20 protein-coding genes and 1 tRNA gene are annotated in these 22,109 nt (G+C 71.6%); 9 read left to right on the forward strand and 12 right to left on the reverse strand.

The features are described 5' to 3' along the window. Positions 1-10 precede the first annotated feature (10 nt). Together DDP54_RS17995 and DDP54_RS10380 are read right to left on the reverse strand one after the other, a co-directional pair. Positions 11-1,390 carry a hypothetical protein gene (locus tag DDP54_RS17995; protein WP_146192411.1) on the reverse strand — a complete coding sequence of 460 codons (1,380 nt, stop codon included), beginning with the start codon at positions 1,388-1,390 and terminating at the stop codon, positions 11-13. Between the two features lie 77 nt (positions 1,391-1,467). Beyond that, entirely contained in the window at positions 1,468-1,743 is a 276-nt protein-coding gene (locus DDP54_RS10380) for an antibiotic biosynthesis monooxygenase family protein (protein WP_197711370.1), read from the reverse strand. A gap of 175 nt (positions 1,744-1,918) precedes the next feature. Here DDP54_RS10380 and cysS point away from each other — a divergent pair, with 175 nt between their 5' ends. Beyond that, the gene (gene cysS, locus DDP54_RS10385; RefSeq protein WP_109131667.1) at positions 1,919-3,376 is read left to right on the forward strand and encodes a cysteine--tRNA ligase; all 1,458 of its coding nucleotides are present in this window, start codon (positions 1,919-1,921) and stop codon (positions 3,374-3,376) included. After that, positions 3,376-4,446, forward strand: coding sequence for a 23S rRNA (guanosine(2251)-2'-O)-methyltransferase RlmB (rlmB, locus tag DDP54_RS10390; RefSeq protein ID WP_109131668.1), 1,071 nt, complete (start codon positions 3,376-3,378; stop codon positions 4,444-4,446). The genes cysS and rlmB overlap by 1 nt, the downstream gene beginning before the upstream one ends. A 63-nt stretch (positions 4,447-4,509) precedes the next feature. Here rlmB and DDP54_RS10395 read toward each other — a convergent pair whose 3' ends face one another. From DDP54_RS10395 to DDP54_RS10430, 8 genes are all read right to left on the reverse strand, one after another. Beyond that, a complete protein-coding gene (locus DDP54_RS10395) occupies positions 4,510-5,787 on the reverse strand; it encodes a DUF4032 domain-containing protein (RefSeq protein ID WP_109131669.1) in 1,278 nt (425 codons plus the stop codon). 147 nt (positions 5,788-5,934) lie between these two features. After that, the gene (gene ugpC / locus DDP54_RS10400; protein ID WP_109131670.1) at positions 5,935-7,062 is read right to left on the reverse strand and encodes a sn-glycerol-3-phosphate ABC transporter ATP-binding protein UgpC; all 1,128 of its coding nucleotides are present in this window, start codon (positions 7,060-7,062) and stop codon (positions 5,935-5,937) included. A gap of 202 nt (positions 7,063-7,264) precedes the next feature. Beyond that, positions 7,265-8,773, reverse strand: coding sequence for a PQQ-binding-like beta-propeller repeat protein (locus DDP54_RS10405; protein WP_109131671.1), 1,509 nt, complete (start codon positions 8,771-8,773; stop codon positions 7,265-7,267). Between the two features lie 41 nt (positions 8,774-8,814). Then, a complete protein-coding gene (locus DDP54_RS10410) occupies positions 8,815-10,341 on the reverse strand; it encodes a PQQ-binding-like beta-propeller repeat protein (RefSeq protein WP_109131672.1) in 1,527 nt (508 codons plus the stop codon). 40 nt (positions 10,342-10,381) lie between these two features. Further along, positions 10,382-11,830: a PQQ-binding-like beta-propeller repeat protein gene (locus tag DDP54_RS10415; protein ID WP_109131673.1), complete on the reverse strand. Its 1,449-nt coding sequence runs from the start codon at positions 11,828-11,830 to the stop codon at positions 10,382-10,384. A gap of 37 nt (positions 11,831-11,867) precedes the next feature. Continuing rightward, positions 11,868-13,361 (reverse strand): PQQ-binding-like beta-propeller repeat protein, encoded by a 1,494-nt coding sequence (locus tag DDP54_RS10420; protein ID WP_109131674.1) that lies wholly within the window; start codon positions 13,359-13,361, stop codon positions 11,868-11,870. Positions 13,362-13,382: 21 nt separating this feature from the next. Continuing rightward, positions 13,383-14,219 (reverse strand): trehalose-phosphatase, encoded by an 837-nt coding sequence (gene otsB / locus DDP54_RS10425; RefSeq protein WP_109131675.1) that lies wholly within the window; start codon positions 14,217-14,219, stop codon positions 13,383-13,385. After that, on the reverse strand, positions 14,212-15,642 hold the full coding sequence (locus DDP54_RS10430) for a trehalose-6-phosphate synthase (RefSeq protein WP_109131676.1): 1,431 nt from the start codon (positions 15,640-15,642) through the stop codon (positions 14,212-14,214). The genes otsB and DDP54_RS10430 overlap by 8 nt, the downstream gene beginning before the upstream one ends. Positions 15,643-15,760: 118 nt before the next feature. Here DDP54_RS10430 and DDP54_RS10435 point away from each other — a divergent pair, with 118 nt between their 5' ends. The 4 genes from DDP54_RS10435 (at position 15,761) to DDP54_RS10450 (ending at position 19,114) form a co-directional block, all read left to right on the forward strand. Further along, the gene (locus DDP54_RS10435) at positions 15,761-17,467 is read left to right on the forward strand and encodes a serine/threonine-protein kinase (protein ID WP_109131677.1); all 1,707 of its coding nucleotides are present in this window, start codon (positions 15,761-15,763) and stop codon (positions 17,465-17,467) included. Positions 17,468-17,519: 52 nt separating this feature from the next. Beyond that, entirely contained in the window at positions 17,520-18,035 is a 516-nt protein-coding gene (locus DDP54_RS10440; RefSeq protein ID WP_109131678.1) for a hypothetical protein, read from the forward strand. Positions 18,036-18,081: 46 nt separating this feature from the next. After that, positions 18,082-18,936, forward strand: a complete 855-nt coding sequence (locus DDP54_RS10445; RefSeq protein WP_109131679.1) for a thioredoxin domain-containing protein — start codon at positions 18,082-18,084, stop codon at positions 18,934-18,936. A gap of 104 nt (positions 18,937-19,040) precedes the next feature. Further along, positions 19,041-19,114: transfer RNA gene (locus DDP54_RS10450), tRNA-Thr, on the forward strand. Between the two features lie 6 nt (positions 19,115-19,120). Here DDP54_RS10450 and DDP54_RS10455 read toward each other — a convergent pair. Both DDP54_RS10455 and DDP54_RS10460 read right to left on the reverse strand, forming a co-directional pair. Further along, positions 19,121-19,447 (reverse strand): hypothetical protein, encoded by a 327-nt coding sequence (locus tag DDP54_RS10455; protein ID WP_109131680.1) that lies wholly within the window; start codon positions 19,445-19,447, stop codon positions 19,121-19,123. Beyond that, on the reverse strand, positions 19,444-20,112 hold the full coding sequence (locus DDP54_RS10460; RefSeq protein WP_109131681.1) for a response regulator transcription factor: 669 nt from the start codon (positions 20,110-20,112) through the stop codon (positions 19,444-19,446). The genes DDP54_RS10455 and DDP54_RS10460 overlap by 4 nt, the downstream gene beginning before the upstream one ends. A 17-nt stretch (positions 20,113-20,129) precedes the next feature. On the opposite strand from DDP54_RS10460, the gene DDP54_RS10465 reads away from it, so the two are divergent. The 3 genes from DDP54_RS10465 (at position 20,130) to DDP54_RS10475 (ending at position 22,089) form a co-directional block, all read left to right on the forward strand. Beyond that, entirely contained in the window at positions 20,130-21,044 is a 915-nt protein-coding gene (locus tag DDP54_RS10465; RefSeq protein WP_109131682.1) for a hypothetical protein, read from the forward strand. Further along, positions 20,996-21,343 carry an ATP-binding protein gene (locus DDP54_RS10470; protein WP_158274504.1) on the forward strand — a complete coding sequence of 116 codons (348 nt, stop codon included), beginning with the start codon at positions 20,996-20,998 and terminating at the stop codon, positions 21,341-21,343. Before DDP54_RS10465 ends, DDP54_RS10470 begins: the two co-directional genes overlap by 49 nt. A gap of 329 nt (positions 21,344-21,672) precedes the next feature. Then, positions 21,673-22,089, forward strand: a complete 417-nt coding sequence (locus DDP54_RS10475) for a hypothetical protein (RefSeq protein WP_109131684.1) — start codon at positions 21,673-21,675, stop codon at positions 22,087-22,089. Positions 22,090-22,109: the final 20 nt, after the last annotated feature.

The raw sequence follows: 22,109 nt of genomic DNA on the forward strand, positions 1-22,109 counted from the left end.
CGACTTGAAGTTAGGAGTGCTGCTCCGCCGCGTCCTTGCTCGCGACCGCGACCGGAGCTGTTTCCACGGTGACCTCCGCCCGATCGAACAACTCGGTCGCGCTATCCCAGCCGTCCACCACGCCCGACGTTTCGAGGATGATCTTGGCGAAATCGCCAGCACGATCCGGCTCTGCCATGCACGCACGGACCATCGTCAGCAATTGAAGCCCAGAGATGAGGCAGTGATTGCGCTGCTCAGAGTATGGCATCATCTGAGCCGGAAAACTCAGTTCCGTTCGCTTGTCTAGCGGCAATTCCCGCCATGCGTTCACAACTAGAACGCCCTTGGCGGGTCGACCTTCGGCCATTTCCGCCGAGACCCACTTCTCCAACTGTGCCGCGTGCTTCTCGGATGCGCTCTTCGCTACCCCTTTAACCTCAACGACGACTGCGTTCTCCTCCCAGCTGCCGCGCAGATCACTTCTGCCTACGTCACGTCTCTCCACATCGAATCCTAGAACGGCGAAAGCCTTTTCAACCTGACGCTCCAGCGCTGCTCCTGTGCCTGTGACTAACAACTTCCATTGGTCATCGGCGGCTTGGTCCGCTCTGAGCGCTTCTAGCTCTTCCTCAATCAGGGCTGCCGCAACTTCAGCTTCGGCCTTGCGCCCAGCACGCTGCACCTCGGATTCGAAAAGGAAGTCGTGGGCCCAATCCGGTTGACTCGCGTCGGGGCTCCCTGTTAGGCCTCGGATCCACTCCAGCAGAGCGGCATGGTGCTTCACCAAATTCTCTTCGGATGGCAAGAGGTCTGGCAGTAGGATCAGCAGCCCGTCAGATGCGGATCGCAAGAGTGCTCCCACGACTTTTTTCGTTCCTCGCACGTAGAACAACGGATGCATTTCATCGACGAGATCAGTTATCACAGCGCGATAAGACCATGATTCGCGAGTCGCCTTAAGAAGGGCCGTCGCCAATTCGTTCGCCGCAACGATCGATTCGCCGGAACCCAGTTCTAGCCTGAGCGGCAGCGGGGCCGCGTGCCAGAGATCGACCATCGCGACAATACGCGTTGTTTGGCGATTTCTGCCGGTGCCCGAATATCGGCGTTCGCCCGTGTCTGCGAAAACCTTGACGTCGCTAGGAGTGAATATCGCGAGCGTTCGACCCAATTGAACGAACTCGATGAATTCTATCCTCCGTCGTTCCAGGTCTCGGCGGAGTGCGGCGGAGTCTGAGGGGCTGAGCGAGGGGTAGCCTTCGAATTCCGAGTACGTCTCGTATGTATCCCTTGTGTTCTGCGGGTCCCAGACTACAAGGTCGTAATCAAAAAGTGAGACGTCCGACCGGAACTCGGTTGAGTTCTCGTCGGGAAGCCCAAGTTCGCAGTCAAGGCTCAGGATGCGCATAGCCCCATCCTGCCGGTCCAGGCGGCCCGCGGCAGGCGTGTTGGCAACTTGTCGGGTTGCCGACCCAGGTCCAGCCGCTACAGCCCCAGCCCGCCAAGGACCACCGTCGTCTGGCTCGTGAACTCGCCCGTCAGCTTCGGCAGCGCCCGCCCGATCGCCGCGCGCGTCTCGGCCAGCTGCAGCGAGGCGTCGTGGTGTGCGGCGCTGTCCCAGACCTCCGTGACCCAGATGAGGTCGTCGTCGGTGGTCGAGGCGCCGACGATGTACGAGAGGCAGCCGGCCTCGCGCAGGCCGGCGCTGGCGGAGAGCAGGATCGCCACGACGTCGTCCCGGTGCCCGGGCGTCGTTCTCATCGATCCGATGTATCCGTACGGCACGGCTTCTCCTCGGTGGCGCTTCGGGGATGGGTTCACGGCACATGGTGGACGACACGTCCGACACGAATGCGCAGACCGCGCCGCAGGGCCGCCGTCGGGCACGAACCCGCAGGCGGCGGGGCGAGACCGTAGACCCCGGTAACCTGGGGGCGTGAGCCTGCGCCTATATGACACTGCGACGCGTGAGGTGCGCGATTTTGAGCCCGTAGTGGCAGGCGAGGTCGGCATCTACCTCTGCGGCGCGACCGTGCAGGCACCCCCGCACATCGGGCACGTGCGCTCCGGTGTGGCGTTCGACGTGCTCGTGCGGTGGCTGCAGCGCAGCGGGTACCGCGTCACGATGGTCCGCAACGTCACCGACATCGACGACAAGATCCTCGCGAAGTCCGCCGCCGCCGGTCAGGTGTGGTGGGCGTGGGCGATGGAGAACGAGCGGGCGTTCACGGCCGCGTACGACGCGCTCGGCGTCCTGCCGCCGACGTACGAGCCGCGCGCGACGGGTCACGTGCCCGCGATGGTCGACCTCATGGAGCGGCTCGTCGCGAGCGGGCACGCGTATGTCGCGGGCGAGGGCGACGTGTACTTCGACGTGCGCTCGTACCCCGACTATGGCTCGCTGACGAACCAGCGCCTCGAGGACATGGTCCCGGCGCCGGACGGCGCGCCCGCCGACGACGACGGCGACCTGGTCGCCAAGCACGACCCGCGCGACTTCGCGCTGTGGAAGTCGGCGAAGCCCGGCGAGCCCACGACCGCCTCGTGGCCGACGCCGTTCGGGCGTGGACGGCCCGGCTGGCACCTCGAGTGCTCCGCGATGGCGCAGCGCTACCTGGGTGACACGTTCGACATCCACGGCGGCGGCCTGGACCTGCGGTTCCCGCACCACGAGAACGAGCAGGCGCAGTCGCGCGCGGCCGGTTACCCGTTCGCGCAGTATTGGCTGCACAACGGCTGGGTCACCCTGGGCGGCTCGAAGATGAGCAAGTCGCTCGGCAACGGGCTGCTCGTGAGCGTCATCCTCGAGAGTGCCCGCCCGGCCGTGCTGCGCTACGCGCTGACCGCCGTGCAGTACCGCTCGATGCTCGAGTGGACCCCGGACACCCTGGCCGAGGCCGAGGCGACGTGGAACCGGCTCGCCGGCTTCGTCGAGCGCGCCACCGAGCGGGTCGGGGTCGTGGACGACGACGAGATCGCACGCACGGCCCTGCCCGACGCGTTCATCCGGGCGCTCGACGACGACCTGAACGTGCCCGCTGGCCTCGCCGTCGTGCACGAGCACCTGCGCGCCGGCAACACGGCCCTCGCGGACCGGGACCTCACCGAGGCCCGGGCCGCGCTGGTGGCCGTCCGGGGCATGCTCGACGTGCTCGGTCTCGACCCGGCCGGCCCGCAGTGGGGCGGTACCGGAGCCGACGCCCGCTACGCAGTCGCGCTCGAGCAGGTCGTCCAGGCCGAGCTCACCGCCCGTGCGGAGGCTCGCGCAGCGCGCGACTTCGCCACGTCCGACGCGATCCGGGACCGGCTCGCCGCCGCCGGCATCGTCGTCGAGGACTCCGCGACCGGCGCCCGCTGGTCGCTCGCAGCACATCGCACCGAGGACGAGGACTGATGACAGGGAACTCGCAACGACGGGGCGCCACCCGCAAGCCGGGATCGAAGAAGGGCCCCACCGGTGGTACCGGTGGCAAGGGACGCCAGGCGCTCGAAGGCCGCGGCCCGACCCCCAAGGCTGAAGAGCGTCCGTACCACGTCGCCGCCAAGCGCAAGCTCGCCAACGAGAAGGCCGCGGCCACGTCCGGTGGCCGCGTGAGCGGACCGACGCGTCGGACGGGCGCGCCCACAGGACGCGTGCCGGGTGCCGGTGCCCCGCGCAGCGCCTCGCGTGGCGCGGCGGGGACCCGCGGCGGCAAGGGTGTCAGCGCGACGCACGAGATCGTGTCCGGTCGGAACTCGGTGGTCGAGGCGCTCCGCGCCGGGATCCCCGTCACGACCGTCTACATCGCGACGCGCATCGAGGCCGACGACCGCACCCGGGAGATCTTGCAGGCCGTCGTCGGCCGCGGGTACCCGCTGCTCGAGGTCTCCAAGCCCGAGCTCGACCGTCTCACCGACGGCTCGGTGCACCAGGGCGTGGCGATCCAGGTGCCGCCGTACGAGTACCGCGACTCCGACGACCTGCTCGACGCCGCCGCTGCGTCCGGGCGCCCGCCGCTGATCGTCGCGCTCGACGGCGTGACCGACCCGCGCAACCTCGGGGCCGTGCTGCGGTCCTCGGGCGCGTTCGGCGTGCACGGCGTCGTCGTCCCCGAGCGTCGCTCGGCCGGCGTGACCGCCGCCGCCTGGAAGGTCTCGGCCGGCGCCGCGGCGCGTGTGCCCGTGGCCCGCGTGACCAACCTCGTGCGGGCGCTCCAGGCATACCGCGAGGCGGGGTGCTACATCGTCGGGCTCGACGGCGGCGGCGACACCCCCATCGGGGACCTGCCGTACGCCGGAGACCCGCTGGTCCTCGTCGTCGGCTCCGAGGGCAAGGGCCTGTCGCGGCTCGTCCGGGAGAACTGCGACGCGATCGCGTCCATCCCGATCAGTGCGGCGATGGAGTCCCTCAACGCCGGGGTGGCCGCGGGGATCGCCCTGTACGAGGTCGCTCGCCAGCGCACGGTCTCGGCCGCTCAGGCCTGACCTTCGCCCGCCTGACAGCTTGCCTGACGCGCCCGGTCCGACTCACGTCGGGCCGGGCGCTCGTCAGTCCGCCCGGACCACCGGGATCATGTCGGTGTCCTCGCGCAGGTCAGCGGCGGAGATCCCGAGGATCGCCTGCTCGTCGGGCCGGTGCGGGAGGATGTGCTTCACGTAGCTCTTGACTGCCTCTTCCATCGGCACGTCGCGCCCCTGCTGCTGCGACAGGAACCAGCGGTGGTCGAGCAGCTCGTGGAACACCTGGGCTTGCTCGAGCTTGCCGCGCAGGTGGCGCGGCACGGCCCGGACGGCCGGCTCGAAGACGCCGGTGAGCCAGTCGTGGGCGACGAACGGCTCGTCCTCGTTCTGGCGGTCCGTGGCCGCACGGAACGCGTCGAGGTCGTTGAGCAGGCGCCGCGCCTGGTTCTCCTCGACGTCCAGGCCCGTGAGGCGCATGAGGCGACGGGAGTGGTGGCCGGCGTCCACGACCTTCGGCTGGATCCGGACGGTCGTGCCGTCCACGTCCGTCGTGATGTCGAGCTCGCCGACGTCGAAGCCCAGGTCGTTGAGGCGCTCGATGCGCTTCTGGACGCGCCAGGACTCGCCGCGACCGAACGACTCGGCATCCGTGAGCGCCGCCCACAGCTCGCTGTACCGCTCGACGAGCATCCCACCGATCGCGACCGCGTCGGTGTCCTCGTCGAGGAACTCGCCCGCCTGCAGGTCCATGAGCTCGCCGATGATGTTGACCCGGGCGATCTCGAGGTCGTAGCCGCGCTGGCCGTCCGTGAGCGAGTCGTGCAGGTCGCCCGTCTCGGCGTCGACGAGGTACGCGGCGAACGTCTCGGCGTCGCGCCGGAACAGGGTGTTCGACAGGGACACGTCACCCCAGTAGAAGCCGATGAGGTGCAGCCGCACGAGCAGCACCGCGAGAGCGTCGATCAGGCGCGTGGCCGTGTCGGGCTGCAGCGACTGGCTGAACAGCGCGCGGTACGGCAGCGAGAACTGCAGGTGCTCGGTGATGAGCACGGCCTCGAGCGGCTCGCCGTTCGGGTCCGAGCGCCCCGTGATGACTCCGACGGGCTCGACGCTCGGGACGTCGATGCGGCTCAGGGAGCGCAGCAGCTCGTACTCGCGGTACGCGACCTCCTCGCCGATCTCCTTGACCGCGATGACGCGGCCGGACAGGCGGGCGAAGCGCACGATGTGGCGCGAGATGCCGCGCGGGAGGGCGGCCAGGTTCGCTGCGGGCCAGTCCTCGAGGGGGATGTGCCACGGCAGGTCGAGCAGGGCCGGGTCGGGCGCCGCCGTCGTGATCTGCAGCCGCTGGGAACGGGGACTCATGGGAACGATTCTCTCAGAGAGACCTGACATCGCGACGACACGGTCCACACCGACGACGCGATCCGCGCCACCGTCACCGAACCCGAGAATGCCGACGGGGCGGGCCCGGCATGTGCCGGACCCGCCCCGTCGTCGTGCGTGAGCTTGTCAGATGTCGATGCGCGCACCCGAGGCGGCGTGGAACAGGTGCTGCTCGCCGGGACGGATGAGGACGGCGATCGTCTCGCCCTTGGCGGGAACCTGACGCGGGTCGACGCGGACGATGACCTGCGCGTCGCCGGCACCCGACGTGATCGACGCCGCGGCGCCGAACTCGTTGGTCAGCGAGCCGTAGACGAACGCGTCCGAGCCGAGCTCCTCGACGAGGTTGACCTCGACGGGGATCGAGTCGGGCGTGCCGGCGGGGACGACGTCGAGCGCCTCCGGCCGGAAGCCGACGATGAGCTGGTTCTTGTCCTCGGGCGTGAGGCCCGAGACGACCGTGCGGGGGACCGCGATGCGGGCGCGCCCGATCTGAGCGAAGCCCTCGAGCACCGGGAACGTCCCGATGTTCATCGCGGGGGAGCCGATGAAGCCGGCGACGAACACGTTGGAAGGCGTGTCGTACATGTCGCGCGGGGTGCCGACCTGCTGCAGGACGCCGTCCTTGAGGACCGCGATGCGGTCACCCATGGTCAGGGCCTCGGTCTGGTCGTGCGTGACGTAGACGGTCGTGACGCCGAGGCGGCGCTGGAGCGACGCGATCTGCGTACGGGTCTGGACACGAAGCTTGGCGTCGAGGTTCGACAGCGGCTCGTCCATGAGGAACACCTGGGGCTGACGCACGATCGCGCGGCCCATCGCGACGCGCTGACGCTGGCCACCCGAGAGGGCCTTCGGCTTGCGGTCCAGGTACTCGGTGAGGTCGAGGATCTTCGCGGCGTCCTCGACGCGCGAGCGGATCTCGGCCTTCGGGGTGCCCGCGATCTTCAGGGCGAAGCCCATGTTGTCAGCGACGGACATGTGCGGGTACAGCGCGTAGTTCTGGAAGACCATCGCGATGTCGCGGTCCTTGGGCTGCACGTCGGTGACCTCGCGGTCGCCGATCAGGATGCGGCCGGCGTTGACGTCCTCGAGTCCCGCAAGCATGCGGAGCGAGGTCGACTTGCCACAGCCCGACGGGCCCACGAGGACGAGGAACTCGCCGTCCTCGATGTGCAGGTCGAGCGCGTCGACTGCGGGACGCTCCGTCCCGGGGTAGATCCGTGTCGCGTGGTCGAAAGTCACTGTTGCCATGATGAAAATCCCTCCACCGGCAGGTACGTGCCGGACGATCCGTAGTGAGAGGTGCCAGAAGTGTCGCCGCTGACACGGAACGAGGGTTGGACATCGTGTGTGCTGCCACGCACGGCGTCGTCGCCCTCGGTCCTGGACCAATCCTGCCATACCGCGCCCCCGGCGCGTCCAGGACTTCCTGCGGGACCTGCGTCGGTCCAGGTCAGCCGAGCACGAAGGTCTCGCGGCCGTCTTCGGTGGCCCCGATGAGCTGGCGACCGAACGGCCACACGAAGGTGACGGAGGGCGGGAGCGGCGCCTCCCAGAGGCGTCGCCCGTCGTCGGTCGCGAACGCCACGAGCCTGTCCGGATCGGTGGGGGACGTCTCCGATGCCAGGATCGAGCGGCCGTCGGTGGCCACCGAGCTGTCGGGGCCCGAGGTGAGCGGCACGACCCACAGCGTCTCGCCGCTCCTCGCGTCGATGGCGTACAGGTGGCCCCCCGAGGTACGCACGTAGAGCCGCCCGTCGAGCAGGAGGGAGCTGGCGCTGACCGAGACGTCGCTCGACCACGCAACCTTCCCGGTCGTCATGTCCCAGGCGACGAGCCGGTCGCTCATGGTGAACAGCAGGTCCGGGGCCGAGCCGTCGTCCACCTGCAGTGGCACCGGCAGCTGGTCGTACGCCGCGCCCAACGACCCGTCGCCCATGACGATGCGCATGGTCCGGGAGATCGACGTGGACGATCCGTAGTCGACGACGGCGATCTGATCTCCCCGCAGGATCTCCACCCCGGTGCGATGACCGGGGCCCACGTGGTTGACCACGTCGCCGGTCGACGAGAGGACCCAGACTTCGCCCCCCGACGCGGTGACGGCGATGTGGTCGCACACGACGGCAACGTCCAGGCCCGACGCGTCCTGCGACCAGGCGTCCGGCAGTGCAGGGGCCAGCGGGTCGGACGACTCGAACCGCCAGCTCTCGTCGCCGCTGAGCGGGTCCTGCCCGACGACGACGAGATGGCCGGCGTCGCTCCGCGAGGCCACCACGGCGAGCCCGTCGAGCAGGCTCAACGACAGGGCTGACGAGAGCGGCTCGCTGTGCTGCGCCACCTTCTCGCCGGTCGACGGCTCGAGCACGACGAGGCGCGCGAACGTCGCGGGGACGGGGGTCACGGTTCCGTCGGCGTTGTCCAGGCGCGCGGCGTCGGAGACCAGGCAGACGACCTGCGGCGACTCCGCATCGTCGTCGACCGAGCATGCAGGTGCACTGTGCACACCCCTCGGCCGCACCGGGGGGATCGCGACGCTCAGGACCGTCGACCACACCACCTCGCCTGTCCGCGTGCGGACTGCACGGGCTCCGCGAGTGCCTTCGTCGTCGATGTACGCCCCGATGCTCAGGTCACGGAAGGCTCCGCCTGCCAGGGAGTAGACCGTCAACCAGTCCGTCGTGGACCAGAGGACGCCGATCGACGCGTCCACCGGTGCGAGCACCCCGGGGACCGCCGCAAGTCGGGCGAGGTTGGCGCGCTCGCGTGCGTCGATCACCCCTTGGGCGCCCAGGAGGGCGACGGCGATGGTCGTGGTGACCCCGAGCGTCCAGTACCTCCGCCGTCCCCGCCGGCCGGTGGCCGCAGGGGCGATCGGCGCGCCGGGGGCGCTCGCGTCCGGCCCCGCACCCTCGCCCGGCTCGTCCGGCAGCTCGACTGGCTGCATGACCTCGCGGCCCATACCTGCAACCTACGACTTCGCCCGGTTCCGGCAAGGCGGTTTCAGCCGAGCACGACGGCCGGGCCGCCGCCGTCGGGCGTCCCGATGAGGTGACGGCCGAGCTGCCACACGTTGGTGATCGAGTCCGGGAGCGGCGCCTCCCAGACGCGGTGACCGTCGACGGGCGCGAGTGCGACGAGCGTGCGGCTGCCTGTCGCCAGCGTCTCCGGCGCCAGGATCGACCGACCGTCGGTGTAGACCGGGTTGCCCGTGAGTCCGCCGAGCGAGACCTCCCACAGGGTCGCGCCGGTCGCTGCGTCGAGCGCGAGCACGTGCCCGCCCGAGCTCCTGGCGTACAGCCGGCCGTCGAGCAGGACGGCGGTCGTGTCGGCCGCGACGCTGCTGGCCCACGCGATGTCCCACGTCGTCATGTCCCACGCGACGAGCCGGTCGCTCGAGGTGAACAGCAGGTTCGGCACCGAGCCGTCGTCCACCGACAGGGTGATGGGCTGCTGGTCGGCCGCGATGCCCATCGACGCGTCGCGACCGACGATCCGCATGGATCGCCCGGTCGGCGTGGACGTGTCGTAGTCGACGACACCGATCAGGCCCGCCCGCAGGACCTCGAGCCCGGTGCGGCTCCCGGCGGGCTCCTGATCGATCACGTCACCCGCACTTGAGAGCACCCAGACCTCGCCGCCTGACGCGGTGACCGCGACCTGGTCGGCCACGACGCCGAGCGTGAAGCCCGACGGGTCCTGCGACCAGGCGTTCGGCAGCGCAGGGGCCAGCGGCAAGGGCGACTCGAACCGCCACTGCTCGTCGCCCGTGCGCGGGTCCTCACCGACGACGACGAGGTGGCCGGTGCTGCTCCGCGAGGCCACGATCGCGACCCCGTCGAGCACGGCCACCCACGCGGCCGACGACGCCGGCTCGTCGTGCTGTGCGAGCACCTCGCCGGTCACCGGGTCGAGGACGACGAGCCGCGCGAACGTCGCGGCCACGGCAGTCGGGACTCCGTCGGCGCTGCCCAGGACCGCGCCGTCGGACACGAGGCAGACGACCTGGGGCGTCGGGGGTCGCGCGTCGAGCGTGCAGGACGGCCAGGTCCCCGAGGTCCCCGCCTGCGCGGCAGGGTCCGCGGCGCTCAGCAGCGTCGACCACACGACCTCGCCCTTCCGCGGGCGGATCGCCCGGACCGTGCGGTCGCCGGTCTCGTCGAGGTACCCCCCGATCATCACGTCGCCGAAGGGCACGCCGGTCAGGGCGCTGAACGTGGACCAGTCGCTCGACGACCAGAGGGTGTGGATCGACGCGTCCACCGGTGCGAGGACCCCGGGGATCGACGCGACATGAGCGGCGCGGGCGCGCTCGCGGGCGTCGAGCACCACCTGGGTTCCGACGAGTCCGACGACGACGGTCGCGGCGACCGCGACTGCCCAGCGACGGCGCCGCATCCACCGGCGGGCGGCGGCAGGGTCGGTCGTCGTGCCCGAGCCGGTCGTCGTGCCTGCGTCAGGAGTGTCCGCGTCGGCCGCGGCGCCGGAGTCGTCCGACAGCTCGACCTGCTGCATCGCCTCGCGCCCCATGCTGGAAACCTAGGGCCTCGGGCGGTACCGGCATGCGGGTTCAGCCCAGCGCCACCATCTCCAGTCCCGACTTCGTGTACCGGGTGCCGAACGCTCGCCCGTGCACCTCCTGGAGGTTGTCGACGTGCGCCGGCAGGGCGGCCTCCCACAGCCGTCGTCCGTCGGCGACGTCGAACGCCACGAGGTGCGACGCAGGGACGCGCTCGACGACCACGAGCACGCGACCGTCCGTCAGCGCGACGGCGAGGCTGGACTTGAGCTGCGCCGGTGAGGTCCAGAGCACCGCGCCGGTCGCGGCGTCGAGCGCGACGACCGAGTCGTGGGTGGCGGAGTAGAGGGTGTCGTCGAGCAGGAGGACCGTGCGACCCGTGTCGGCGCCGCTGCTCCACCGGCGGTGGCCCGTCGCGGCGTCCCACGCGATGAGCGGTGCGCCGTCCGTGAAGACGAGGCCCGGGGCGCTGCCGTCGTCGACCGCGAGGTTCACGGGCTCGCCGTCGAACGTCTGCCCGTCCCGACCGTCGACGAGCAGGGTCGTCCGGGCGCCGATCGGGCCCTCCGCGGTCCGCAGCGCGGGCAGGCCGACGCGCGCCAGCTCGAACCATGTCGATCCACCGTTGCCGGGCAGCTCGCGCTGCAGCACGCCATCGGGGGACAGGAGCCACAGCTTCTGCGACCACGAGCCGACGATGATGCCGACACCGACACCGACGCCGGCCACGTCGAGACCGAGGCGCTCACCCGCGCGGGCCTCGAGCGGCGCCGGCGTCGTGAACGTCCACCGGACCTCGCCCGTGCGCGGCTCGGTCCCCGTCACGACGCCGTGCCCGTCATCGCCGACCCAGGCGACGACGACGAGGTCCTTCTCGACGGCGAGCGTGGACGACGGCGGGGTCGCGCGCTCGGCGATCAACGACCCGGTCCGGGGGTCTACGACGACGACCCGTGCCCGCTGAGGCGCCGACGACGTGGGGGCGATCGTGCCGGTCAGGGGCGCGTACTCGTCCAGGACGAGGCACACCACGACGCCCTGGGCCGACACGCACTCCGGAGGGCGGGCGGCATCGGCGGGAGTCGTGGGATCGGCGCTGCTGACCGGGAGCGACCAAGCCGTGGCACCGGTCTGCGCGGAGAGCGCCTCGACCGCCTGGCTCCCGTCGGCGTCGAGCCGACCACCGATGAATCGGTCGGCCAGGAGCACGCCGCCGGTCACCGCGCTGCTCGCACCGGCGTCGGACCGCCACAGCTCGTGGATCGACGCGCTGAGCTCTCGCACGACGCCCGGCAGGGCGCGGTCCCCGCTGAGCCTGGCGCGCTCGCGCGCGTCGAAGACCGTCTGGGTGACGGCGAGCCCGCCGAGCAGGACGGCGACAGCTCCCGCCGCGAGCGGCCACGAACGGCGCAGGCGCGCCTGGGCCACAGCCAGGTTCGAGGTGGGGAGCTCCTCGCGCTCGTCCATCTCGACGTCGTGCATGTCCTCATGCCGCGCCATAGTCCGCAACCTACGCGGGCACCGGGCGGTGCGCCGGTCAGCCGAGCGCGCTGACCGCGTCCCCGTGGAAGTACGAGCGCTGCAGGGCGACGATCCGGCCGCCGACCACCGTGAGGTCGGTGGTGTCCTCCGGGAGCATGCTGGCCCACATCCGCGCGCCGTCGGTCGGGTCGAACGCCACGAGGCGCCGGGTCGCCGCGGTCTCGAGCAGGAACACGGCACGACCGTCGCTCACGACCGTCGGGAGGTGGCTGCTGCCTGCGGTCATCAGGACGCGCTTCTGCCACAGGAGCGCGCCGCTGGTCGCGTCCAGCGCGCGCAGCCCGATCTCGGTGGACTGGTACAGCCGAGCGTCGAGCAGCACGACGTTACCCACGGCGCTCGACACCGGGACGGACCAGCGCTCCTCGCCGGTCGCGGCGTCCCACGCGGTCAGCTGCGAGCCGCCGGTGAACACCAGGCCGGGCGCTGTGCCGTCGTCGACGGTGGGGGTGACGACGTCGCCGCGGATGGCCGGGCCGGCGGTCGACACACCGTCGCCCGCGAGCACGGTCAGGTTCGGGCTGCTCGCCCCGGACCACGTCTGCAGGGCGACGACGCCGGCGCGGGGAGAGACGAGGGCTGCCCCGGCGACGTCGGTGACCTCGCGCTCGAGGGTGCCGTCCGACGACAGCAGCCACGCGGCGCCCTGCTCCGACCCGACCAGGACGTGCCCGTCGAGAGCGCTCAGGAGCACGTGGGGCGGCCGGTCGGCGGTGGCCGGCAGGGCCTGCGGGGTCGTGAACGACCAGCGGGCCTCGCCCGTGGCGGGGTCGGTCGCGGTGAGGATGCCGAGCCCGTCGGACGTGACCTCGGCGACGTAGGCGACGCCGGCGTCGACCGCGAGCACCGACGACGGCGCCGCGGGCCGCTCGGCGGTGACCGCGCCCGTCGCGGGGTCGACGACGACGATCCGGGCGCTGCTGGGTTCAGGGGACGTCGAGGAGGCGCCGGCGTCCGGCGTCACGTAGCCCGACAGGACGAGGCACACGAGGGTGGGGGAGTCCGAGGCGGTGCCGGTCGGACCGGCGAGGCCGCACGTCGCGGGGGGGAGCGGGTCCCCGGTCGCGGCGGGCTCGGGCGCGGCCAGCACCGTCGACCAGGTCGTCGCTCCGGTCTCGGGGTCGACCGCCTCGATCGTCCGGGTGCCGTCTGCAGCGACGCCAGCACCGACCCACGAGCCGTCGACGACCAGCGCGCCCTGCACGAGCTCGACGCTGCCCGGCAGGTCGCGGTGCCACTTCTCGGTCACCGACGCGTCGGTCGTCCGCGCCACGCCCGGCAGCGCCTGGATGCGGCTGAGGTGGCTGCGATCGCGCGTCGCGAGCGTGGCCTGGGTGACAGCGAGCACGGCGACCACCCCGACGGCCACCGGCCACCAGCGCCGCGCCCGTCCGGCGAGCCCCGCCCGACCGCTGCCCGAGGGCGGCACAGCGGACGATCCGTCGTCGTCGTGACGCACGACGTCCCGTAGCCCGCCCTGCAGTGTCATGGGATGAAATCTACCCGTTGGTCAGGAGGGCGTCGCCCCGGCGAGGGCACCCACGAGGGCCGTGAGCGCCTCGACCACGTCGTCCGGGCCGTGGACCCGGTACTGCGCGATCGTCTCGCCCGCGCCGACCTTGACGGTCACGTCGGCGGGTCCGAGGGCGGCGAACGCGTGCTCGTCGGTCACGTCGTCGCCGACGTACAGGACGACCCGCGCTCCGAGCTCGTTGCGCAGCGCGGTCACGGCGTCGCCCTTGCTCGCATGGAGCACCGAGATCTCCACGACGTCCTTGCCGTGCAGCACGTTCGTGCCGAGCCGGGCACCGACCTCGAGCGCCTCGGCCTCCGCGAGCTCGGCCACGTCGTCGGGCGCGAGCCGCGTGTGCACGACGACGGCCGTGGGCTTCGTCTCGACCCACACACCGTCCCGGCCGCGCGCGACGGCGGCCACCTCGGCGCCCAGCGACGCGAGGCGGTCCGCCACGTCGTCGTCGAGCTGCACGACGTCACGGTCGAGCCCGAACGCCGTGACGCGGGCCCGCTCCGCACCGTGGCTGCCGATCAGGAACGTGCCGACCGGTGCCTGCGCGAGCGTGTGCAGGTCGCCGAGCGCCCGCCCGGACACCAGCGCGACGTGCACCCGCGCTGCGGCCGGCAGCGCGACGAGAGCGGTGAGGGCGGTCGCCGCGCCGGGCAGGGCCCGCGACGCCGACGGGTCGTCGACCAGCGGTGCGAGGGTCCCGTCGAAGTCGAGCGCGACGAGCAGGGGCCGGCGCGCGGTGTCGGCAGCGAGCTCGCGGAGCCCCGCTGCCACCGCACCGACGTCGGACCCGGCGCCCACGCCGGTTCGCCGCTCAGCCATGGGTGGTCCGAGCCGGGACGGCGGTGAGGACCGCGAGGAAGGTCTCCGACCACAGGGCCACGTCGTTCGTCAGGACCCGGCGGCGCAGGCGGCGCATCCGCTTGCGGGCCTCGCGCGGCTCGAGGTGCGCCGCATACGTGATCGCGTCCTTGAGGCCCGCGATGTCGTGCGGGTTGACCAGGATCGCGCCGGTCAGCTCGTCGGCGGCGCCCGTGAACTCGCTCAGCACGAGCGCGCCACGGTCGTCCGAACGCGCCGCGACGTACTCCTTGGCCACGAGGTTCATGCCGTCACGCAGCGCGGTGACGAGCATGACGTCGGCCGCGAGGTACAGCGCGGCCATCTCCTCGGGTGGGTACGCGTGGTGCATGTAGTGGACGGCCGGCTGACCGAAGTTGCTGTGCTCCCCGTTGATCCGGCCGACCGCCATGTCGACGTCGTCCCGGAGCTGCTGGTAGGCGCCCACGTTCTCGCGGCTCGGGCTCGCCACCTGCACGAGGGTCGTGTCGGGGACCGTCAGGCGACCGTCGTCGAGCAGCTCGCCGTAGGCCTTGAGCCGGTGCCGGATCCCCTTGGTGTAGTCGAGCCGGTCCACGCCCAGCATGAGGACCTTCGGGTCGCCGAGCTCCTTGCGGATGTCCTTCGCGCGCTGCTGCACCTCGGGGGTGCGGGCGAGGGCGTCGAACTTCTTGGAGTCGATCGAGATCGGGAACGCCGCCGCGCGCACGTGCCTCGGGGAGTGGCCGTGCTTGCCCGGCATCGTGATGACCTGGCCGCGCGTCGTGAGCTCCGTCAGACGGCGCACGACGCGCACGAAGTTCGCGGCGTCTGCGGCGCGCTGGAACCCGATGAGGTCGGCGCCGAGCAGACCCTCGACGACCTGGCGACGCCACGGAAGCTGCGCGAAGAGCTCGAGCGGCGGGAACGGGATGTGCAGGAAGAACCCGACGCGCAGGTCGGGGCGCAGCTCGCGCAGCATCGCCGGCACGAGCTGGAGCTGGTAGTCGTGCACCCAGACCGTCGCACCCTGCGCTGCCTGCGCGGCGGCCGCCTCGGCGAACCGGCGGTTGACCCGCCGGTACGACTCCCACCACAGCCGGTGGAACGCGGGCGACGCGATCACGTCGTGGTAGAGCGGCCAGAGCGAGTCGTTGGCGAAACCCTCGTAGTAGTCGGCGACCTCGGCCTCGGAGAGGGGGACCGGCACGAGCCGCATGTCGTCGACGTCGAACGGCTCGAACTCCGCGTCAGGAGCGCCGCACCAGCCGAGCCACGCGCCGTCGGCCTCCTTCATCACCGGCTCGAGCGCCGTGACGAGCCCCCCTGGCGACCGGACCCAGCTCGGCTGACCGTCGGGGTCGATCGACACGTCGAAAGGCAGTCGATTCGAGACGACGACAAGTCCGTAACCGGCAGATGGCACCAAACATCAGCTCCTTGGGGTTTTGTCGACCATACCGTGACCTTCCCGTGGCCGCCCGTCCCCGCCCGTGCCAGCGCGGCACCCAGCAATGAGGCCCGGCCGCGGATACGTTTCGCCCATGGAGCGCATCGGCCTGGAACCCGGGTCAGAGATCGGCGGCTACACGATCGTCGCGCCCCTCGGCTCGGGGGGCATGGGGACCGTCTACCGCGCGCTCGATGGTGGCGGCTCACCGGTCGCGCTCAAGCTGCTGCACCCGCACGTCGGGGCCGACCCGGTCGCCAGGGACAGGTTGCGCCGCGAGGTGCTCGCGCTCCAACGTCTGCACCACCCGGGCGTCGCGGCCGTGCTCGACGCGGAGGCCGACTCGACCGAGGCGTTCCTCGTGACCGAGCTTGTCGCGGGCGACGACCTCGAGGACCTCGTGCGCCGGCACGGACCACTCGACGCCCACGCGCTGCACGAGCTCGCTGCCGGGCTGCACGACGCCCTGACCGCGGTCCACGAGGCGGGCGTCGTGCACCGCGACCTCAAGCCAGCCAACGTGCTCGTCACCGACTCCGGACCGGTGCTCATCGACTTCGGGATCGCGCAGGCGGCGGACGACGCGCGGGTCACCTCGACCGGCCTCGTCGTCGGCACTCCGGGCTACCTCGCCCCCGAGCTGCTCGACGACGCCGAGCCGACCGCGCACACCGACTGGTGGGGCTGGGCCGCGCTGCTCGCGTTCGCCGCGACCGGCCGCGCACCGTTCGGGCTGCGCCCGCTCGAGCAGGTGCTCGCCCGCGCGCGCGCTGGGCAGCCCGACCTCGACGGCCTCGGGCCGATCACGACGCGGGCCCTGCGGGGTGCGCTCGCGCCCGCGGCACGTGACCGGCTCTCGCCGTCGGAGGTCGTCGCTGCCCTGGGGGACGCCGCGAGGTACGGCGACGAGCCCGTGGACGACGACTCGGCCCAGGACTCCGTCGGCACGACGGTGCTCCACGGCGGCCCGACCGGCGCTGCCGGCGCGACGACGGTTGTCGGCGGCGCGGCCGCCACCGCGCTGATCGCGAACGACGGCGCGACGCGCGCGTTCGCGGCAGGCGCTGCGGGGGCGGCGGGCACCGCGATGGACGACGGCGCGGAGCTGGACGACGCGGACGCCGCGTCGGACGACTGGGTCGCCGACGAGCTCGGACCCGACGACTCCGACGTCGAGGGGTCGGGGTACGAGCGGCCGCCCGCGCGTCGACGCTGGGGCACGTTGCTGTCCCTTGCGCTGGTCGCGGTTGCCGCAGCAGCGCTGTACCCCGGGTACACGCTCATCGTCGTCGGCGTGCTGCTCCTCGTCGTGCGGACCGTCGGGCGGACCGTCGAGTCGATGCACGCGCGCCGCGAACGGGTCGGCGTACGGCGGTCGGACCCCGCCCGGGCTGTCGTGCTCACGCCGTGGCACCTGGTGCGATCCGTCCTGGGCCTCGTGCCGTCGATCGTCGTGGGCGCGAGCCTCGTCGTGATCGTCCTCGGCGTGCTGTGGTGGATGCTCGGCAGCGGCTACTGGGTGCTCGGCGGCTCGACATCGGGCCGGCAGCCGGAGGGCTGGCAGGCGTCCGTGGTCGTGGCAGGGGCGTTCCTGCTCGGACTGGTGGCGACCTGGTGGGGCCCGCTCGCGGCGATGACCCGGACCGGCGCCCGCCGGGTGCTCGCCGTCGTCGCACCCGGTCGGGCGGGTGCGCTCGTGGTCGTCCTGCTCGCGCTCGCAGGCACGGCCGTCCTGGTCGCGCAGGTGGTCCACGGGACCGCGATCGTGTGGGACCCGCTGCCCGAGCCGATCCTGCCCTGAACCCCGGCCGAACAGTCGGCCGGTCGACAGGCCGACCCCTTACCCTGGGCCCATGACCGCATCCCGGCCCCGTGCCCGGGTCGGCGTGCCCACGCGGCGCGCGGGCCTGGTCGTCGCGTCGGTCGCCGCGATCGCGGTCCTTGGTTCGCTGGCTCTGCCCGGTCGGATCGCCCTCCATCAGTGCGTGAGCGCCGACGGCGCACTCGGCCCGCTCGGGCTGCGACTGGCCCTGCTGCGCAGCGCCGCCGACTGCCCTGACGGCACCGTCGCGTTCACCCCGCTCGCGCGGGGTGGCGTCGTCGTGCTGCTCAGCGTCGCGGTGCCGGTCCTGCTGTTCCACCTGGCCCTCGGCGCCGGCGGTCTCGGGATCGGTGCCGTGCTGGTCCGCGCCCTGCGGTCTGCCGCCCGGGTCCTCGCTGCTGCGCTGCCGAGGGTCCCGCGCGCCGCGGTGGCCGTCGTCGGGCAGGTCACGCGGTTCGTCGTCACCGTCGAGGTGCGCTCCCTGCGCACGATCGCTGCCGTCCTGGCCGCCCACCCGCACCGCGGCCCGCCCGTCCTGCCCGCCTGAACGCCCGCTCCACCTCCACCCCGAAATTTCAGACGGAAGCAGAACCATGCCCAGCAACGATCCACGTCCCAGCAAGGCCGAGCGTCGCGACGAGGCCCGGGTCAAGGCCATCCAGATGCGCGAGCAGCAGAAGCAGCGCGAGAAGCGCAACCGGATCATCGCGATCAGCGGGCTCGTCGCCGCAGTCGTGGTGCTCGTCGTCGTCGTCGCGCTCATCCTGGGCCAGACGAAGGGCACCACCGCCGGCGCTGCCGCGTACACGGGCGACGCCGTCAAGCTCGCCGACGTCGCCAAGCCCTCGACCGCCTCCGACAGCGGTGCCATCCCGGTCGGCGCCACCGGCACGGCGGGCGAGAAGGCGGCCACCGGCGACGTCGTCGTCTCGGTCTACCTCGACTACATGTGCCCGTACTGCCACCAGTTCGAGACCGCCAACGACGCCGAGCTCGCCACGCTGCGGGCCGCGGGCGGCGTGGTCGTCGAGTACCACCCGATCTCGATCCTCGACCGGCTGTCGTCGGGCACCGAGTACTCGACCCGGGCGTCGAACGCCGCCGCCGTCGTCGCCGACCAGGCGCCCGACAAGTTCACGGCCTTCAACTCCGCGCTGTTCGCCAACCAGCCGGCCGAGAACTCGAAGGGCCTGTCCGACGATGAGATCGCGAAGCTCGCGCTGACCGCCGGTGTGCCCCAGACGGTCGTCGACCAGTTCACGACGAACGTCCCCGACAAGGCCTGGCGCACGTTCGCCCCGTACGTCTCGGCGCTGACGGCTCAGGCCAGCGTGGACCTGGGCGACTCCTACGGGACGCCGACCGTCCTGATCAACGGCACCGCGTTCAAGGGCGACCTGTACTCGGCCGGTCCGCTCACCGAGGCGATCGTCGCCGCGAAGGGCTGATCGCGCGGTACCTCCGGGGCCGCCGGGCCGGACGCACACCGTCCGGCACGGCGGCCCCGGCGTACCGGCTTCGGTACGCTTGCGCGGTACCCCTCGGGGTGCGCGCCTCCTTAGCTCAGCTGGCCAGAGCAACGCACTTGTAATGCGTAGGTCATCGGTTCGAATCCGATAGGAGGCTCTGCTCTTACTCGGCGATGCGCTCCGTCAGCGCTCGCCACAGGACGGTGCCCTCGATCCAGTCCTGGGCGGATGCGCCCTCGATCCGGTCCGCGGCCACGTCGAGCTCGGCGGCGAGCGTCGCGGCGAGTCCGTCCGTGCGGGCCGCGGCAGCCGCGGCGCGGTAGAAGCCGACCCGCTCGGCCGCGTACGTGGCGGCGAACCGCTCGAGCATGCCGCGCGCTCCCAGGGCGGCACCGGGCGTGAGGTCCTCGACGGCGATCTCCCGGCCCTTGATGTCCCGCCACACCCGCCCGTCGAAGCCCCAGGGCGCCGGACGCATCACGAAGGTCATGACCGGCCGGTCTCCTCGAGCAGACGCAGCGCGGCGCTGACGCGGGGGTTGCGGGTCGGATCGGTGTCGATCTCGAGCGTGCCGTAGATCGCGTTGATGTGGTTCTGCACGGACTTCTCGGTGATCCCGAGAGCCTCGCCGATGCCCGCGTTCGAGCGGCCCTGCGCGAGGAGCCGCAGCACCGCGTACTGCCGGTCGGTGAGCCGGGCGACGGCGGTCCCCGCGCGCGGCTTCTTGCGGTCGATGAGGGCCGAGTCGAGCGTCGTCTTGCCGGCCGCCGAGGCGCGCACCGCGGCCACGAGCGTGTCGGTGCTGGTCGAGGACGTCTTGGACAGGTAGCTCCAGCCGTTGCGCACGTCCGGCGGCAGGTCGAGCAGGAGGTCCATGGAGTCCTGCGCGGACAGCAGGAGGATGCCCAGCCCGGGCTGCTTGCGCCGCAGGATCACACCGAGGGCGATGCCGTTGCCGTCGGGAAGGTCGATGTCGAGGATCGCGACGTCGACGGCCCCGGGCGTCATGCGCTGCTCGGCCTCGCGGGCCGTGCCGACCGCCGCCACGACCTTGATGCCCTCCACGTTCGCGAGCGTGAACTCGAGCATCGAACGGAAGAGAGGCTGGTCCTCGACGATGCCGAGCCGGATGGGGTCGTGCGCCTGCGTAGTCATCGTGCCCCAGTATCGTCGTGCGCGACGTCACGAGCGCGATCCCGCGCCGTGGGGACACCGATGAGGACTGGACGACCATGCCTGCCCCGAGGACAGCCGAGCAGTCAGCCCAGCGCGACGACCTCAGGGCGCTCCTGGCCGCGACGGGCGGCGTCCTCGGTCTGCTCGCGGTGGGTGCGGCGCTCCTCGTGTCCGCGGCGTACAAGTACGCCCCCGCGGGCGTGGGCGGCGGGTCGTTCGGCGGTCGTCTCGCAGCGAACACGATCTGCGTCCTGGTCATGCTCGCCGCCCTGCGCTGGAGCAGGGTCGCGACCACCCACAGCTTCTGGGAGATGGTCTACGGGATCGCGGTCGCCTCGATGTATGCGGCGACCGCGCGCGTCATGGCCCAGTCCGCGTTCCACGTCTACGACGTGACGATCAGGACGACCCAGCTCGTCGAGCTGTCGGCCGGCCTCATCGCGGCGGTCGCGGGCGGGATGGCGGGGGCGGCGGCCATGGTGTCGCAGCGGCGGCTCCGCAAGGGCATCGAGGCGGGAGCCGCGGCAAAGGTTCGGATCGAGCTCGCGCTGCGGGCCCTGGAGGACGAGGAGGTCCGGGTCCGCCGCGAGGTCGCCGAGGGCCTGCACGGCAGCCTCCAGCAGAGGCTCGTGCTCATCGTGGCGCGGCTCGACCGCGCGATCGAGTCGTTCGACTCGGGGTTCGGCACCGACGCCGACGTGCTCGCGCTGCGTGAGGTGCGCGAGCAGATCGAGGACGTGCGGGAGGGCGACGTGCGCGAGACCAGCCGCATGCTCTACCCGGAGAGCCTCGAGATCGGCATGGTGCCGGCGGTGCGGTCGCTGCTCGCGCGGATGCCCCCGACATCGCGACGCGCATGGTGGTGTCCGACGACGTGCGCAGCCTCGACGACCCGGTCTCGCCGCAGCTGACCCAGAGCGAGCGGCTGCTCGCGGTCCGGGTCGTCGAGGAGGCGGTGACCAACGCGCTGCGCCACGGCGGCGCGCACTCGCTGCGCGTGGCGATCGATCTCGACGTGGACTGCCTCGCCGTCGCGGTGGTCGACGACGGGTCGGGATTCGATGCGCCGACCGTCGGCCCACGCTCCGGGACGAAGCGCCTCCAGGAGCGACTGGTGCTCATCGGCGGACGGCTGAATGTCTCATCTGTCCCGGGTGAGGGGACGCGCGTGGAGGCGCGCGTCCCGATCTCGACCATGTACGACGCCTGACGCGCCAGTCACACCCTCGGCATGAACCTGTCATACGTGATGTTCATCACGATGGTCGCGCTTCCACGACCGAACGAGCGGGTTCGCCAGCGGCTGTGAAACGGCTGTGGACACGCTCCTGCGCTGTCCGATGCATGCCGATACGTGCCGATTGTCCGGGGTGAAACAATCGGACCATTCCGGCACCGCAGGTGGCTGCACCCAGGGCAGACGTGGACATCTGTTCAGAACTTTCTAGGGTTCCAGTTGTCCAGCAGCGAGGTCGCTCTTTGGACGGGTTTCGGCCACTCGCCGACTCCCACCAGAACCAGTCTCCGGGAGCAATCGGAATGTCGAAGTCCACGAACCGTCGCAAGTCCATCGCCATCGCGCTCGCCGTCCTCGGCGTCGCCGGTCTGTCGCTTGCGTCCGCCGCGCAGCTGAACCTGACCGGGAGCAACACGGTCCAGTCCGGCACCCTCGCCCTGACCGCGGACTGCCAGACGACGACCATCCCGGTGACGTTCTCGGCTCCGGCACGCACGGGCGCAACCTTCGGGTCGGACACGGTCACCCTCAGCAAGATCGACGCCGCATGCGCGGACGGCAAGCACAAGTACAAGGTCGCGCTTCTCGGCGACCTCAACGCAGTCATTCTTGATGGCGTGGAGACCTCGCTTGCCTCGGGTGCGACGTCGATCTCGATCCCGCTCTCGGCCGGCCAGGACAACGCCATCAAGACCGTCGCGCTCACGATCTACAGCTGAACCGCGCTCACGGACTGACT

This window comes from Cellulomonas sp. WB94 (genome assembly GCF_003115775.1).
GTDB lineage: Bacteria > Actinomycetota > Actinomycetes > Actinomycetales > Cellulomonadaceae > Cellulomonas_A.